The sequence below is a fragment of the Massilia orientalis genome (assembly GCF_030411975.2).
GTDB classification, from domain to species: Bacteria; Pseudomonadota; Gammaproteobacteria; order Burkholderiales; family Burkholderiaceae_D; genus Telluria; species Telluria orientalis.
Genome location: NZ_JASNRB020000002.1, coordinates 416,293 through 430,177 on the forward strand (window position 1 = coordinate 416,293; position 13,885 = coordinate 430,177).

13 protein-coding genes are annotated in these 13,885 nt (G+C 67.4%); 7 read left to right on the plus strand and 6 right to left on the minus strand.

The genetic code is table 11. The features are described 5' to 3' along the window. Nucleotide 1 precedes the first annotated feature (1 nt). On the plus strand, nucleotides 2-244 hold the full coding sequence (locus QPK29_RS03930) for a hypothetical protein (RefSeq protein ID WP_371769567.1): 243 nt from the start codon (nucleotides 2-4) through the stop codon (nucleotides 242-244). Then, a complete protein-coding gene (locus QPK29_RS03935) occupies nucleotides 211-411 on the plus strand; it encodes a helix-turn-helix domain-containing protein (RefSeq protein ID WP_371769566.1) in 201 nt (66 codons plus the stop codon). The genes QPK29_RS03930 and QPK29_RS03935 overlap by 34 nt, the downstream gene beginning before the upstream one ends. Here the strand turns inward: QPK29_RS03935 and QPK29_RS03940 are convergent. The 5 genes from QPK29_RS03940 to QPK29_RS03960 form a co-directional block, all read right to left on the minus strand. Then, nucleotides 344-982, minus strand: coding sequence for a GNAT family N-acetyltransferase (locus QPK29_RS03940; protein ID WP_371769565.1), 639 nt, complete (start codon nucleotides 980-982; stop codon nucleotides 344-346). The two genes, QPK29_RS03935 and QPK29_RS03940, sit on opposite strands and share 68 nt — an antisense overlap. Before the next feature lie 22 nt (nucleotides 983-1,004). Beyond that, nucleotides 1,005-1,451: a nuclear transport factor 2 family protein gene (locus QPK29_RS03945; RefSeq protein WP_371769564.1), complete on the minus strand. Its 447-nt coding sequence runs from the start codon at nucleotides 1,449-1,451 to the stop codon at nucleotides 1,005-1,007. Nucleotides 1,452-1,519: 68 nt separating this feature from the next. Then, on the minus strand, nucleotides 1,520-2,971 hold the full coding sequence (locus tag QPK29_RS03950; protein WP_371769563.1) for a Ppx/GppA phosphatase family protein: 1,452 nt from the start codon (nucleotides 2,969-2,971) through the stop codon (nucleotides 1,520-1,522). 86 nt (nucleotides 2,972-3,057) lie between these two features. After that, on the minus strand, nucleotides 3,058-4,746 hold the full coding sequence (locus QPK29_RS03955) for an alkaline phosphatase family protein (RefSeq protein WP_371769562.1): 1,689 nt from the start codon (nucleotides 4,744-4,746) through the stop codon (nucleotides 3,058-3,060). A gap of 82 nt (nucleotides 4,747-4,828) precedes the next feature. After that, nucleotides 4,829-5,740 (minus strand): LysR family transcriptional regulator, encoded by a 912-nt coding sequence (locus QPK29_RS03960; protein ID WP_371769561.1) that lies wholly within the window; start codon nucleotides 5,738-5,740, stop codon nucleotides 4,829-4,831. Between the two features lie 112 nt (nucleotides 5,741-5,852). Between QPK29_RS03960 and QPK29_RS03965 the strand changes: the two genes are divergently transcribed. Next, a complete protein-coding gene (locus QPK29_RS03965; RefSeq protein WP_371769560.1) occupies nucleotides 5,853-6,599 on the plus strand; it encodes an SDR family oxidoreductase in 747 nt (248 codons plus the stop codon). Between the two features lie 59 nt (nucleotides 6,600-6,658). Here QPK29_RS03965 and QPK29_RS03970 read toward each other — a convergent pair whose 3' ends face one another. Next, complete coding sequence (locus tag QPK29_RS03970) at nucleotides 6,659-7,678, minus strand: LacI family DNA-binding transcriptional regulator (RefSeq protein ID WP_371769559.1); 1,020 nt, start codon at nucleotides 7,676-7,678, stop codon at nucleotides 6,659-6,661. Nucleotides 7,679-7,871: 193 nt separating this feature from the next. Between QPK29_RS03970 and QPK29_RS03975 the strand changes: the two genes are divergently transcribed. The 4 genes from QPK29_RS03975 to QPK29_RS03990 all read left to right on the plus strand — a co-directional run bounded on the left by QPK29_RS03975 (nucleotide 7,872) and on the right by QPK29_RS03990 (nucleotide 13,818). Further along, nucleotides 7,872-9,212 (plus strand): GH1 family beta-glucosidase, encoded by a 1,341-nt coding sequence (locus QPK29_RS03975; protein WP_371769558.1) that lies wholly within the window; start codon nucleotides 7,872-7,874, stop codon nucleotides 9,210-9,212. A gap of 56 nt (nucleotides 9,213-9,268) precedes the next feature. Then, complete coding sequence (locus QPK29_RS03980) at nucleotides 9,269-10,309, plus strand: glucokinase (protein ID WP_082577532.1); 1,041 nt, start codon at nucleotides 9,269-9,271, stop codon at nucleotides 10,307-10,309. After that, nucleotides 10,296-11,657 carry an MFS transporter gene (locus QPK29_RS03985; RefSeq protein ID WP_371769557.1) on the plus strand — a complete coding sequence of 454 codons (1,362 nt, stop codon included), beginning with the start codon at nucleotides 10,296-10,298 and terminating at the stop codon, nucleotides 11,655-11,657. Before QPK29_RS03980 ends, QPK29_RS03985 begins: the two co-directional genes overlap by 14 nt. Before the next feature lie 367 nt (nucleotides 11,658-12,024). After that, on the plus strand, nucleotides 12,025-13,818 hold the full coding sequence (locus tag QPK29_RS03990) for a sensor histidine kinase (RefSeq protein ID WP_371769556.1): 1,794 nt from the start codon (nucleotides 12,025-12,027) through the stop codon (nucleotides 13,816-13,818). Nucleotides 13,819-13,885: the final 67 nt, after the last annotated feature.

Below are 13,885 nucleotides of genomic sequence, written 5' to 3' on the forward strand. Positions count from 1 at the left end.
CATGCAGCACTTCTACAGGAAGGCCCTCGGCGCGTTCGTGCTGCTGCTGGCCGCCGACGCGCTCATCGCGGGTTTCTGCATCCATCGCAGCGCGCCATCCGCTTCGACTTCAAGATATCGGACGCCATCTCGCATTTGGGCGCGGGCGGCGCTGCAGTTCGAAGGGACGGCGGATCTGTCGAGGTACTCGACCGTTTCTTTCCTCGCGAAATGCGCGCCCGCCCATGCGCTGCCCCTCAACTGACCGAGGCGGCCAGACTGCTGACCGACCAGGCCGGTGCGACCGTGGCGGAAATCGCGTATTCGGCCGGCTATGCCAATCGTTCGTATTTCAACAAGCTGTTCAAGGAGGAATATGGCTGCACGCCCGGGGCGTTCCGGCGCCATGGCACCCGTGTGAGGTCTGGCTGACGCCCAGTCGCCGCTCCAGCCCCGTCCGGACGTCCGGCCAGTCGAGGTCGGTGATCGCGAACAGCACGCTGTCGCGCACGTGCCCGGTCCAGGTGACGCGTTCACGCCGCAGCACGCTCTCGCGCACGGCGCCCAGTTTCACGATGGCGGCCTGGCTGCGCACGTTGCGTGCATCCGTCAGCAACTCGACGCGGCGCATGCCGCTCCCGAACGCGTGCGCCAGCATCAGGTATTTCGCTTCCGCGTTGACGGCCGTGGCGCGCACGTCCGGATGGATGAACGTGCCGCCGATTTCCACGGTCTGGCGCGTGGGCTTGATGTTCAGGAAGCTGGTGGTGCCGACGACGGCGCCGGTGGCGAGGGCGCGGATGGCGTAGGCGATCCAGCCGCCTTGCGCCACCTGCGCGTTGAGACTGTCCCAGAAGCCGTCGAAGCCGTCGCCCTGCCCGTTGATCGCGAACAGCTGCCACGCGTCGGGGTCGCAATCGAGCGCGCTGCGCACGGGTGCACGGAGCGTCTCGTCAAAAGGTTCGAGCCGCACGTGGCGGCCTGCGAGGGGGACGGGGTTCATGTCCCCCCATGATAGCAGAGCGTTAATGAACAGACGGCTGCGGCGCGGTGATGCCCGCGCCGGCCCCCCGCGGCCGGTAGGCCTGCGCGGCCTGGTGGGTATCGTCGTATTCCTTGAAGCTGGCGATCTTGCCGCCGGCGACGCGGAAGACATGGCACCAGTCGCCGCTGAACTCGGCGCCGGTGGCCTTGACGACGAACGTGCCGTGGCCCTGCACGACGACCTGGTCATCCTGGGCGATGAAGCGGTCCGGCTTGAATTCGCGCGGTTCCTGGCACTCGGCCAGGATGCGGAAGAAGTCGGCCATTTCGCTCACGCCATGGCGCTTGCCGCTGAACGGAATGCCTTCCACTTCCGGCAGTTCCCAGTCGATGTCCTGCGCGGCCAGGCCGAGCAGCGTTTGAATGTCGCCCCTGCCGTACGCGTCGTACGCCTGCTCGATCAGGCTGATGTTGGCTTGCTCGTTCATGATCCTCTTCCTGAAAGTCGATGATCGGACTTCCAGTATCGCTTCCGCACCGGGGATTTCAAGGGTGGTCAAGTGGTCACGCTGAACGGCACGCCCACGTCGTTCCACGCGTCCGCCTCTTTCTCGAACCAGGCGGCGACCGTCGGATGCTGGCGCAGCCAGCCGCGCGGCGTCTCGATGTCGATGCGCCCCTTCATGCGCAGGCGGACGGCGTCCACGTCGCCGTCCACGCGCGCGTGCATGAACACGGCGGCCAGGCGCAATGCGAGCACCGCCTTGGCCAGGTCGGGCACGCCCAGCACTTCCCTCACCTTGCGCAGGTTGCCCTTCTGGCCCAGCACGATGAGGCTCATCAGCCGCTGCTCGCGCGCCGTGAATCCGGGCAGGTCGGCGTGTTCGACGATGTAGGCCGCATGCTTGTGCGCGCCCGTGTGCGACACGGCCTGCCCCACCTCGTGCAGCATGGCGCTGCGCAGCAGGTGGTGGACGACGGCTTCGTCCTGCGGCGCCAGCTTGTCGAACAGGGTCTTCGCGATGGCCGCCGTGCGCGCGGCGCGCTGCGCGTCGACGCCGAAGCGGCGCATGCAGTCCTGGATGGCCAGGTCGCGGCGGTCGTGGCGGTTGGCGCGCAGCTCCAGGTCGGACAGCACCCCGAGGCGCAGGCCGGCGTTAATCGCTGTCATGGCGGCTACCCCCAGCTCCTGCATCACGCCGATCAGGATCGACAGGCCGCCCGTCATCACGATCACGCGCTCGCGTTTCACGCCCGGCAGGTCGAACGCGTCGACGTGACCGAGTTCGACCAGCTTGTCGCGCAGCGCGAGCAGGCTCGCCAGCGACATCGTGCCGTCGCCGATCCGGTTGCGCGAGATGACCTCGCTGATCGCGCGCATCGTGCCCGACGAGCCGTAGACCGCATCCCAGCCATGCTGGCGGTACTGGCCGGCCAGGTCCTCGAACTGGGCGCGCGCCGCGTTGACGGCCGTCTCGAACGCGTCCGCGCTGATATGGCCGCCGCGGAAATACGTGGCGCTCTGCGGATGCGTGCCGGTGCTGAACGATTCGACGATGCGGATGTCGTCGCCGTCCGCCGCAATGACTTCCGTCGAGCCGCCGCCGATGTCGATCACGAGCCGCCGCCCGGTGCGCCGGCCCAGTGCGCGTGCGACGCCCATGTAGATCAGGCGCCCTTCTTCCTCGCCGGAGATGATCTCGATCGGATGGCCGATCGCCTCCTCCAGGCGCGGCAGCACGGCCTGAGCATTGGTGGCCACGCGCATCGTGTTGGTCGCGACGACGCGCACCGCATCCAGGCGGAACTGGCGCAGGATGCCGCTGAAGTCGCGCAGGGTGCGCAGCGCCGTCTCGACCGCTGCTTCGGACAGCGCATTGTCCGGGCCGAGGCCGGCCGCGAGGCGGATCGGGTCGCGCGCCGTGCGCACGATGTGGATCTGGCCCGCGATCGGCTCGCCGATGTGCAGGCGGAAGGAGTTGGAGCCGAGGTCGACTGCTGCGTACATGGATGGGCTCGCGTTGAGTGGCGTTGACGGCAGTATAGCGGCCCCCGGCGCTCCCGCGTCTCCCGTTACGTCTTCAGGGAACGCCATCAACGCAGCGCCTCCTTCAGCACACGGCCTTCCGCGCCCGCCGGACGGCGTACGTGCAGGATCTGCGCCAGCGTCGGGGCGATGTCGACGACTTCCGCGTAGCCGGCCTGCTCGCCCGGGCGGATCCAGCGCCTGCCCATGATCAATAACGGCACCGAAGTGTCGTACTGCCACGGCGTGCCATGGCTCGCGCCCGCCGAGCCGCTGCCGAAGATCGTGTACGGCGTCGTGACCACCAGCAGGTCGCCGGACAGCTGGCTGTTCCACGCCCGCTGCATCAGCGTGCCGAGGCGCGATGTCGCGGCGACGCCCTGCTCCAGCTGCGTGCGCGTGAAGACTGCCGAGATGCCCGGCTGCGCCAGCAGGAACCGGGCGGCGGCGTTTTCCACGTCGGCGCGGACGAGGCCCCTGCTGACGATGGCGTCGTCGTCCAGGTGCACGTCGGGCAGCAGCGACGTCCTGACGAGTTTCGCGCCGCCGAAGCGTTCGGCCAGCGCGGCGTTCAGGTTCTCGAGCAGCGTCTTCGGATTCACGCGCAAGGCGTCCGCATGCTGCGTACGCGCGAACTCGGCCGTGTTGGCGAAGCCGTGGTCGGCCGTCAGCACGACGAGCACGTTGTCCAGGCCCACGCGCTTGTCGAGGAAAGCGAAGAATTCGCCGATCTTGCGGTCGATCTGCTGCAGGTGGTCGTGCGACATGCGGCTTTCCGGGCCGTACGCGTGGTTCACGTAATCGTGGCCGGACAGGCTCACGCCCAGCAGGTCCGGCGCGCCGGTCGGATTGCGGCCCAGCTGCTCGCCGTCGACGGCGGCCTCCGCGAACTCGAGGGTCAGTTCATCCACGGCCGGGCTCACCTTCAAGCGGCCGTAATAGTCGGCGGCCGGCTTGCCGCTCTCGCTGTAGAACATGAAAGGAAATCGGTTCGGGTTGGACGTCGTCGCCTCCGGATACGGGGCGTCGTCCGCGTAGGCCTTGTCGTCCAGCAGCGGCTTCCACGACGTCGCATAGTAGCGGTCCTGCGGTTTCGAAGCGCGGAAGCGTTCGACCCAGGCCGGATGCTTGTCCATGTAATAGGTGCTGCTGGCAAAGTCACCCGTCTTGTCCATGAACATGTACGCGGTGCCCGTCTTGCCCGCGAGCAGGATCGCGCCGCGGTCCTTGCCGGACACGGTCACGACCTTGCTGCGGTTGCCGGTGGCGTAGCGCAACTGGTCGCCGAGCGTGTCCACGCGCAGGTTCGCGGGCGACGTGCCGTCGTGCGGGTCCGTCTCTTCGTCGATGTAGTGGTAACGGGTGTCCTCGGTGCAATAGACCTGCTTGCCGTCCGCAGCGATCCAGTTGTTGCCGATGATGCCGTGCCGGTAAGGATACGCGCCGGTCAGCACGGCCGAGTGGCCGATGGCCGTCACGGTGATGCCGTGCGCCTGGTGCGCATCCGTGAACGACGCGCCCTGCTTCAGCAGCCGGCGCAGGCCGCCGGGGCCGAACTGGTCGCGGTAGCGCTGGACCTGCTCGGCCGGCAGGCCGTCGATGACCATCACGACCACGAGCTTCGGCGGCTTCACCTGCGCGGCGGCCTGGCCGGACGCGGCCGGCCTGTCGGCGCCCGCGGCGGGGGCCAATGCGGGCAGCCACAGCGCGGAACAGGTGATCAGGGTGAGCGAAGTCTTCAGCCAGGACGGTCTCATGCGGTCGGTCTTTCTGTCGGGTTGCTGGTGTTGGCAATCGTACATTGTATTAAGGCCAGATGTCAGTTCCGTGACAGGCAGGTCAGCCCGCGAAGTGCGCCGCCAGCCCCAGCGCCCGAAAACGCTCGACGACGAAATCGACGAACACCCGCGTCTTGGCGGGCAGCAGCCGCCGGTTCGAATAGTAGAGGAACAACGGCCCCGTCTCCGCATACCAGTCCGGCAGGATGCGCACGAGGCGCCCGTCCGCCAGCAGCGGCCCAGCGTGCGGCGCGGGCAGCAGCGCGATGCCGAGACCGGCGGCGGCCGCATGCGCCATCGCTTCCGGATCGTCCAGCACGGCCACGGGCCGCGGATCGTAAGGCGCCACGCGGCCCGCGTCGTCGCGCAGCGTGAGTACCTGCAGCCGGCCCGTGCGGATCGAGCGGCGCGCGATGCCGTCGTGCGCGGCCAGGTCGTCCGGATGCATGGGCGTGCCGCGTCGGGCCAGGTAGTCGGGCGACGCCGCGAGCACGATGCGCACCCGCGCCAGCTCGCGCGCGACGACACCCTGCGGCAGCTCGACGCCGCCACCGATCGCGACGTCGAACCCTTCCGCGATCAGGTCGACCTGGCGGTTATCGAAGTGCAGGTCGGGCAGCACCTCGGGATAGCGGCGGCGGAATTCCGCCAGCATCGGCACGAAATGCATGCGCCCGACGGCCGGCGCCATCGCCACCTTCAGCGGCCCCGCGGCGCGGTTGGCGCCCTGGCGCACGACGGCCATCGCGTCCTGGATGCGGTGCCAGGGCTCGGCCACCTCGCGCAGCAACTGCTCTCCCTCCTCCGTCAGGCTCAGCTTGCGCGTGCTGCGCCGGAACAGGCGCACGCCCAGGTTCGCCTCGAGCCGGGCCACGTTCTTGCTGACACCGGCCGGCGTCAGGCCCAGGCGGCGCGCAGCCGCCGAAAAGCCGCCGTCCTCAGCGCTGTAGATGAAGGAATCCAGATGCTCCATGGCCGACCTTTAACTGAGGGTTGAAAGTCTTGTGCTTTTTGACCGGCTAGTTTGAACCGGGAGTTGGAATGATACTGCAGACATCAACCACCCCAACCGAATGGAGAGCATCATGGCAAACACGAACCTGAACGACAAAGTCGCCTTCGTCACCGGCGGATCGCGCGGCATCGGCGCGGCCATCGTGGAGCGTCTTGCGCGCGACGGCGCGGCGGTCGCCTTCACCTACCAGTCATCGGACGCCGCCGCGCAGGCGCTGGCCGGCCGCATCGAAGCGGCCGGCGGCCGGGCCCTCGCGCTGCGCGCCGACGTGGCCGATGCGCAGGCGCTCGCCGCCGCCATCGACACGGCCGCGAACAAATTCGGCCGGCTGGACATCGTCGTCAACAACGCGGGCGTCTTCCTCGGCGGCCACGTGACGGAATTCTCGCTCGCCGACTTCGACAAGACGGTCGCCGTGAACGTGCGCGCCGTGTTCGCCGCGGCGCAAGCGGCCGCGCGCCACCTGCCGGACGGCGGCCGCATCATCAACATCGGCAGCACGAACGCGCTGCGGATGCCGTTCGCCGGCGGCGCGGTCTACGCGATGAGCAAGTCGGCCCTGACGGGCCTCGTAAAAGGCCTGGCGCGCGACCTGGGACCGCGCGGCATCACCGTCAACAACGTGCTGCCGGGGCCCGTGGACACGGACATGAATCCGGCCGACACGGATTTCGGCAAGTCGCTGCACGGCTTCATGGCCCTGCCGCGCCATGGCCGGCCGGAAGAAGTCGCGGCGATGGTCGCCTGGCTGGCGAGCCCGGAAGCGAGCTTCGTCACGGGATCGGACCTGGCGGTCGACGGCGGCTTCGCAGCGTAAAACCGGGGTCAGAGCCCCGATTTTGGAAATTTCCCAAAATCGGGCTCTGACCCCGGTGTTCAGTCGACGCGCTTGACGGACTCGCGCACGACGAGGTTCAGCTGCGGCACCTCGATGTCGAGCATCTCGTGGCCGATCATCTTGACGATCGCGCGGCCCAGGCATTTGCCGACGTCGAACAGCGGCTGGCGCACGGTGGTCAGCGGCGGCGTCGTGTACATCGAGCTGTGCAGGTCGTCGAAGCCGATCACGGAGATGTCCTCCGGCACGCGGATGCCGCGCCGGTACAGCGCCAGCCGGGCGCCATACGCGGTCAGGTCGTTGGCGCAGAAGATCGCGGAAAAGCGCTGGCCCGATTCCAGCAGGCGCTCGACGGCCAGCAGGCCGCTCGATTCCTGGAAGTCGCCGCCGACGATCAGCTGCTGCTGCTCCTTGATCCCGTGCTTCGCCAGCGTGTCGCGGTAGCCGGCCAGGCGGGCCAGCGCATCCTGGTGGTCGGACGGGCCGGTGATGAACGCGATGTTGCGGTGGCCCTGCTCGATCAGATAGCTCACGGCCTCGCACGCGCCCCAATAGTTATCCAGGCAGAAGCCGTACGCACGCGGCGAGCTCAGGTCGCGGCCGAAGGCGACGATGGGCACGCGCTGCGACAGTTTCAGGATCTGCGCATCCTTCAATTTACCGCTCAGGATGACGAGGCCGTCCACGCGACGCGCGATCAGGAGCTCGATGCGCTCGGCCTCCTCGTCCGCATGCCAGTGGCCGGACACGATCAGCGGCGCGTAGCCCGTGCCCTGCAGGGCCTCGTCGATGCCGGCCATGGCGTCGGCGAAGTAGCCCGACACGAGCGACTGCGTCAGGACGCCGATCGTGCGCGAGCTGCCCGTCTTGAGGTTCTGGGCCAGCACGTTGGGCTTGTAATTGAGCCTTTCGATGACGCTTTCGATGGCCTGGCGCTTTTCCTCCGACACCTTGGCGGTGCCGTTCAGGAAGCGCGAGACCGTCGCCGCGGACACGCCCGCCACACGGGCGACCTCGTGGACCGTGACCATCGGCGAACTGCTGGAATCCTTTTTCATGCGTTTCGGCCTGCATCTTGACACGGCGGCTGCCGCGAAGCTCGTGAATATACACCAGAGATGCCCATTTGACATGTCGCATTGATGCTTGGAAGGAAAAAATGCTGTTGACACCCGGCCAACGACGCATGTACGATGAAATCGATTTCAAAAGATTGCAGAATTCCGCCCTATAACGACTACAACACGTACCATGACCGACTCCATCCGTTTTCCTTCCAACTTCACGTGGGGCGTCGCCACCAGCGCCTTCCAGATCGAAGGCGCCTTTGACGCCGACGGCAAGGGCCCTTCGATCTGGGATACGTTCTCGCACGATCCGGCCAACATCATCGACGGCAGCAACGGCGACGTCGCGTGCGACCACTACAACCGCTACCGCGACGACGTGGCGATGATGGCGTCGCTGGGCGTGAACGCCTACCGCTTCTCGATGGCGTGGGCGCGCGTGCAGCCGACCGGCAAGGGCGCATGGAATGAACCGGGCTTCGATTTCTACACGCGCCTGCTGGACGCGCTGGACGAAAAAGGCATCGTCGCGCACATCACGCTGTACCACTGGGACCTGCCGCAGGGCCTGCAGGACGACGGCGGCTGGATGTCGCGCGACACCGCGCACCGCTTCGCCGACTACGCGGCCGAAGTGGCGCGCCGCTTCGGCAACCGCGTGGCCAGCATCGCCACGCACAACGAGCCGTGGTGCACGGCGAACCTCGGCTACGGCAACGGCCAGTTCGCGCCCGGCGTCGCGGATAAAAAACAGGCGATCCAGGTGTCGCACCACCTGCTGCTGTCGCACGGCCTGGCCATGCAGGCGATGCGCGCGGTGAATCCTCCCTGCCAGCTCGGCATCGTGCTGAACCAGTGGACCGCGGAGCCGGCCACGGACACGGAAGCCGACCGCCGCCTGGCGGCACTGGAATGGGCCAATTCGGTCGAGTGGTTCATGGACCCGATCTTCAAGCGCCGCTATCCCGCCCTGTCGCTGGAAGCGCATGGCGCGAATGCGCCGGTCGTGCATGCCGGCGACTTCGACATCATCGCCCAGCCGCTCGACTTCCTGGGCGTGAACTACTACCGCCGCGAAGTCATGAGCGCGGAAGTCCCGCCGCGCAAGCCGGAAGGCGGTCTGGGCTTCACCGACATGGGCTGGGAAATCTACCCGCAGGGCCTGACGGACCTGCTCGTGCAGCTGAAACAGGAATACCCGGACCTGCCGCCGGTGTACATTACGGAAAACGGCATGGCCGCGGTCGACAGCGTCGGCGCCGACGGCCAGGTCGACGACACCCAGCGCGTGGAATACGTCCGCACGCACCTCGAGGCCCTGAAGGCCGCGATGGACGCGGGCGTGGACGTGCGCGGCTACTTCCTGTGGAGCCTGATGGACAATTTTGAATGGAATTCCGGCTATGAGAAGCGGTTCGGCATCGTGTATGTCGACTACGCGACCCAGCAGCGCATCCCGAAAGCGAGCGCGCTGTGGTACCGCGACTTCATCGCCGGACAGCGCGCCGCATTGCGCGCGGCCTGACCCCCACGGGGGTGAGGTGAGAAAAACAGGAGACCGAGGAAGACATGAGGGACACCATGGATGATGTGCTTTTCGGCGGCGCCCGCCTGCTCGCCGACATCGGCGGCACGAACGCCCGCTTCGCGCTGCAGCGCGGCCCCGGCCGCATCGAGGAAATCGCGACGCTGGCCTGCGCCGCCCACGCCACGTTCACGGATGCCGTGCGTGCCTACCTGGCCGGCCATCCCGGCGCCGCGCGTGAACTGCGCCATGCCGTGATCGCGATCGCGAATCCGGTCGAGGGCGATTTCATCAAGATGACGAATCACCACTGGCAGTTCTCGATCGACGCCGCGCGCCGCGACCTCGGCCTCGACACCCTGCTCGTCGTGAACGACTTCGCCGCGCTGTCGATGTCGGTGCCCAGCCTGGCGGACGCGGACCTCGAACAGGTCGGCGGCACCCGCGTGAGCCCGGACGCCGTGATCGGCCTCGTGGGCGCCGGCACGGGTCTCGGCGTCGGCGGCGTGATTCCCGACGCCGGCCGCTGGAAGGTGCTGCCGAGCGAAGGCGGCCACGTCGCCTTCTCGCCGTCGAACGCGCGCGAACAGGCGATCCTCGCGTACTGCTGGACGAAGTGGGACCACGTGTCGGCCGAGCGCCTGATCTCGGGCCCGGGCCTCGCCACCATCCACGAGGCGCTGTGCGTCATCGACGGCGTCGCCGGCGCTGGCTTGGCCCCGGCGCAGGTGGTCGAGCGCGGCCTGGCGGGCGATCAACTGTGCGCGGAAGTGCTGGACGTCTTCTGCGGCGCGCTGGGCACGATGGCCGCGAACGTGGCCGTGACGCTGTGCGCGCGCGGCGGCATCTACATCGGCGGCGGCGTCGTGCCGCGCCTGGGCGAGTTCTTCGCGAAGTCGTCGTTCCGTGCCCGCTTCGAGAACAAGGGCCGCTTCACCGACTTCTGCAAGCAGATCCCGGTGTACGTGATCCACGCGCCCTACCCTGCCCTGGCCGGCGCCGCCGCGATGCTGGACCAGCAGCTCGTCGACGCCCGCGCCGCGGCGCAGCGCGCCCCGATCGACTCCGTCACGTCGACCCATCATGCGCACGCCTGACCGCATCAGCCACCCCCTGCTGTGGGTACCCACCGGGTACTTCACGATGGCGATGGGCTACATCATGCTGACGAGCGTGACCGCCATCATGTTCAAGAACATCGGCATGGACAATACGCGCGCCGCCGCGTATTCGAGCCTGCTGATCTTCGCCTACACGGCAAAGCCGCTGTTCGCGCCGTTCGTCGAGATGTACCGGACGAAGAAATTCTTCGTGCTCCTGATGCAGGTGCTCATCGCGCTGGGCTTCGCCGGCGCCGGGCTGGCGATGAGCCTGCCCAACTGGATGGTGGTGATGCTGTCGTTGTTCGTCCTGATGTCGTTCATCGGCGCGACGCAGGACATCGCCAGCGATGGGGTCTACGTGACGTCGCTCGACACGCGCACGCAGGCGCTGTACTGCGGCGTGCAGAGCCTGTCGTGGAACGTCGGGCCGATCGTCGCTTCCGGCTTCCTCGTCTACCTGAGCGGGCGCCTGCACACGGAAGTGTTCCACCACGATCCGAAGGTCTTCGGGCCGGACTGGATGGACGCGTGGCGGGTCATCTTCTTCATCGTCGCCGGCCTCGTCCTCGTGATGGCCGCCTGGCATGCGCGCGTGATGCCCGAGGGCGCGCGCGCGGAAAACACGCCGACGAACGTGCGCGGCGCCGCCGTCATCCTGCTCGATTCGTTCGTCACGTTCTTCCAGAAGCGCGACGTGTGGAAGATGATCGCGTTCGCCTTCCTGTTCCGCTTCAGCATCGGCATGCTGGAAAAGATCGGCCCCTTCTTCATGGTCGATTCGGCCGCGAAGGGCGGTCTCGGTCTCTCCAACGAGAGCCTGGGCATCATCTACGGCACCTGGGGCCTGATCGCGGTGCTCGCCGGCTCGCTGCTGGGCGGCATGTTCGTCGCGAAGCGCGGCCTGAAGCGCACGCTGTTCATCCTGTGCTGCGCCGTCAACATCCCGAACCTGACCTTCCTCGCGATGGCGATGACGCTGCCCACGGATTCGTGGACCATCGCGGCCGGCGTCATCGTGGAGAAATTCTTCTACGGTTTCGGCTCGGTCGGCTACATGATCTACCTGATGCAGCAGCTCGCGCCGGGCAAGTACACGACGACGCACTACGCGTTCGGCACGGGCCTGATGGGACTGTGCATGATGGTCACGGGCTCGCTCAGCGGCATGCTGCAGGAATACCTGGGCTACGTCAGCTACTTCGTCGCGGTCATGATCGCCACGATCCCGTCGTTCCTCGCGACGTGGTTCGCGCCGTTCCACCACGACGACGGCATGGGTGCCGGCAGCGCCAAGCCCGCGCCGGCCGCCAACGACGCGAACGCCAGTCACCGCGCGGCCTGAGATCCAGGCCGTCATTTCAAGCCGGGCCGCGCGCCCGGCTTTTTTTTCGCGCCAATTTCCCCGATTCGGGGTCAGAGCACATTTTCGATCAATGTTCACTTAGACATTGCTTACCCATCAGCAGCGTCGTACCGGTGCGCGTACGAGCGAAACGCGGTCCTTCCGACCAACAGGTTTGCCTGAAAGACTTTGCACCAAAAAGTGCTCTGACCCCGAATTTTTCGGAAAATGTGCTCCGACCCCGAATTAGTTCCGGCCCGGCAGATGGGGATGGCCATCCCGAAACACAGGTGACACACACGTCGTCGAGCCCGCAATCGCCCCCCAATGGGTAGAATAGTTAAACATGAAGCCCGGCGCCGACACAATGCTCATCCAAAGAACACATCGGTACGTCAATATCGCAACGGCCATCAGCATTGCTGTACTGCTCGCAGGCATCTCCACGCTTGCCGTCAGCATCCAGCGCACGGCCGCGTCCTGGCGCTGGGTCAACCACACGCGCGAGGTGCTGCAGCACGTGCAGGGCACGCAAAGCCTGATCAACGAGGCCGATGCGCTGCAGAAATCGCTGCGGCTCGAATACAGCCGGCGCGACGATGCGGATTTCCAGGAGCGCCTGACCGCCCTGCCCCGCGCACTCCAAACGCTGACGCAACTGACCAGCGACAATCCAACCCAGCAGCGCACTCTGGCCGACCTGCGCGGCCTGCTGGACGAGTACGTGCGCAACCTGCGCACCGGCATGGAGCGCGCCATGGCTTATCCCAGCAAGGAAGGCGAGCGGGCCTTGCGCCAGGCAATCACCATGCGCATCGCCGCGTTGCTGGCCGAGGAAGAGCGGCTGCTCGTGCTGCGCGACGCCGCCGCGGGCACCGACCGCGCGCGCACGATCGCAGCCGCCGGCGCCGTGTCCGTGCTGTCGGTCGCGCTGCTGTTCTTCGTCCGGGCGATGGCGCGCCGCGACGCCGACTTCCTTGCCGATCAGCGGGCCAACCTCGACGCGACCCTGCGCAGCATCGGCGAAGCCGTGATCGCCGTCGACGCGTTCGGCCGCGTGCGGTTCATGAACCCCGTGGCGGAACAATTGCTCGGCTGCGAAGAGGCGCAAGCGCGCGACCAGTTGCTGACGACGGTATTCCGCATCGCCGGCTCGAGCAGCGACGACGACACACTGGCCGCCGCGCTGCGGGCGGCGCTGCGCGAGAAGCAGGCCGTGACCGGCATTCCGATTACCGGCAGCAGCTCCGCGCAACCGGAGCGGATGCGCGCGTGGCAGCTCAACTGCCAGCCCCTCCTCGTCGACGGCGAGGTCCGCGGGGCCGTGATGAGCATGCTGGACGTGACGGCGCTGAAGCACGCCCAGCGCGAACTCGCCGACGCCAACCTGTTGCTCGAACACCGCATCCAGGACCGTACGGAGCAGCTGGCGGAGGCCAACATCGAGTTGCGCGCCTTCGCCCACACGATCGCGCACGACCTGCGCGCGCCGCTGCGCAACGTGCAGGGCTACGCGGCCGCGCTGCTGGAAGACGAGGCGGCCACGCTGAGCGCCGCGGGCGAACGGTTCCTGCGCCGCATCCTCGCCGTCAGCCAGCACATGGACCGGCTCGTGACCGACCTGCTCGCCTACAGCCAGCTTGCGCGTGCGGAGCTGCGCCTGCAGCCCGTCGAACTGGACCGCGTCGTGCAGCTCGCGCTGGGCGACATGGAGATGCAGATCGCGGCCGCCGGCGCCCGCATCGAGGCCGCCTCCCAGCTGCCGGCGGTGCTCGGCAACGAAGCGGTCCTCGTGCAGGTATTCGAGAACCTGATCGGCAACGCGATCAAGTTCGTCGCGCCGGGCGTGACGCCGCACGTGCGCATCGATGCCCACGTCAACGCCGACGCGGCCTGGGTGCGCATCGCGGACAACGGCATCGGCATTCCGGAAGACAAGCGCGAACGCGTGTTCGACGTGTTCGAGCGCCTGCACGGCGAAGACCAGTACCAGGGCACGGGCATCGGCCTCGCGATCGTGAAAAAGGGCGTGGAGCGCCTGGGCGGCACGATCCGGGTCGAACCGGCGCCGGCCGGCACCGTGTTCCGGCTGTGCCTGCAACGACCGCGTCCGCAGCCCCTGCCGGCCGCCGCGCCGGCGGATGCGCCGCCGGTGGCCTGACGAGGCCTGTCATATTACGGCTACAATAGAAGTCCCTGCACCACGCCAAGCCTCGTCCGCTTACCCA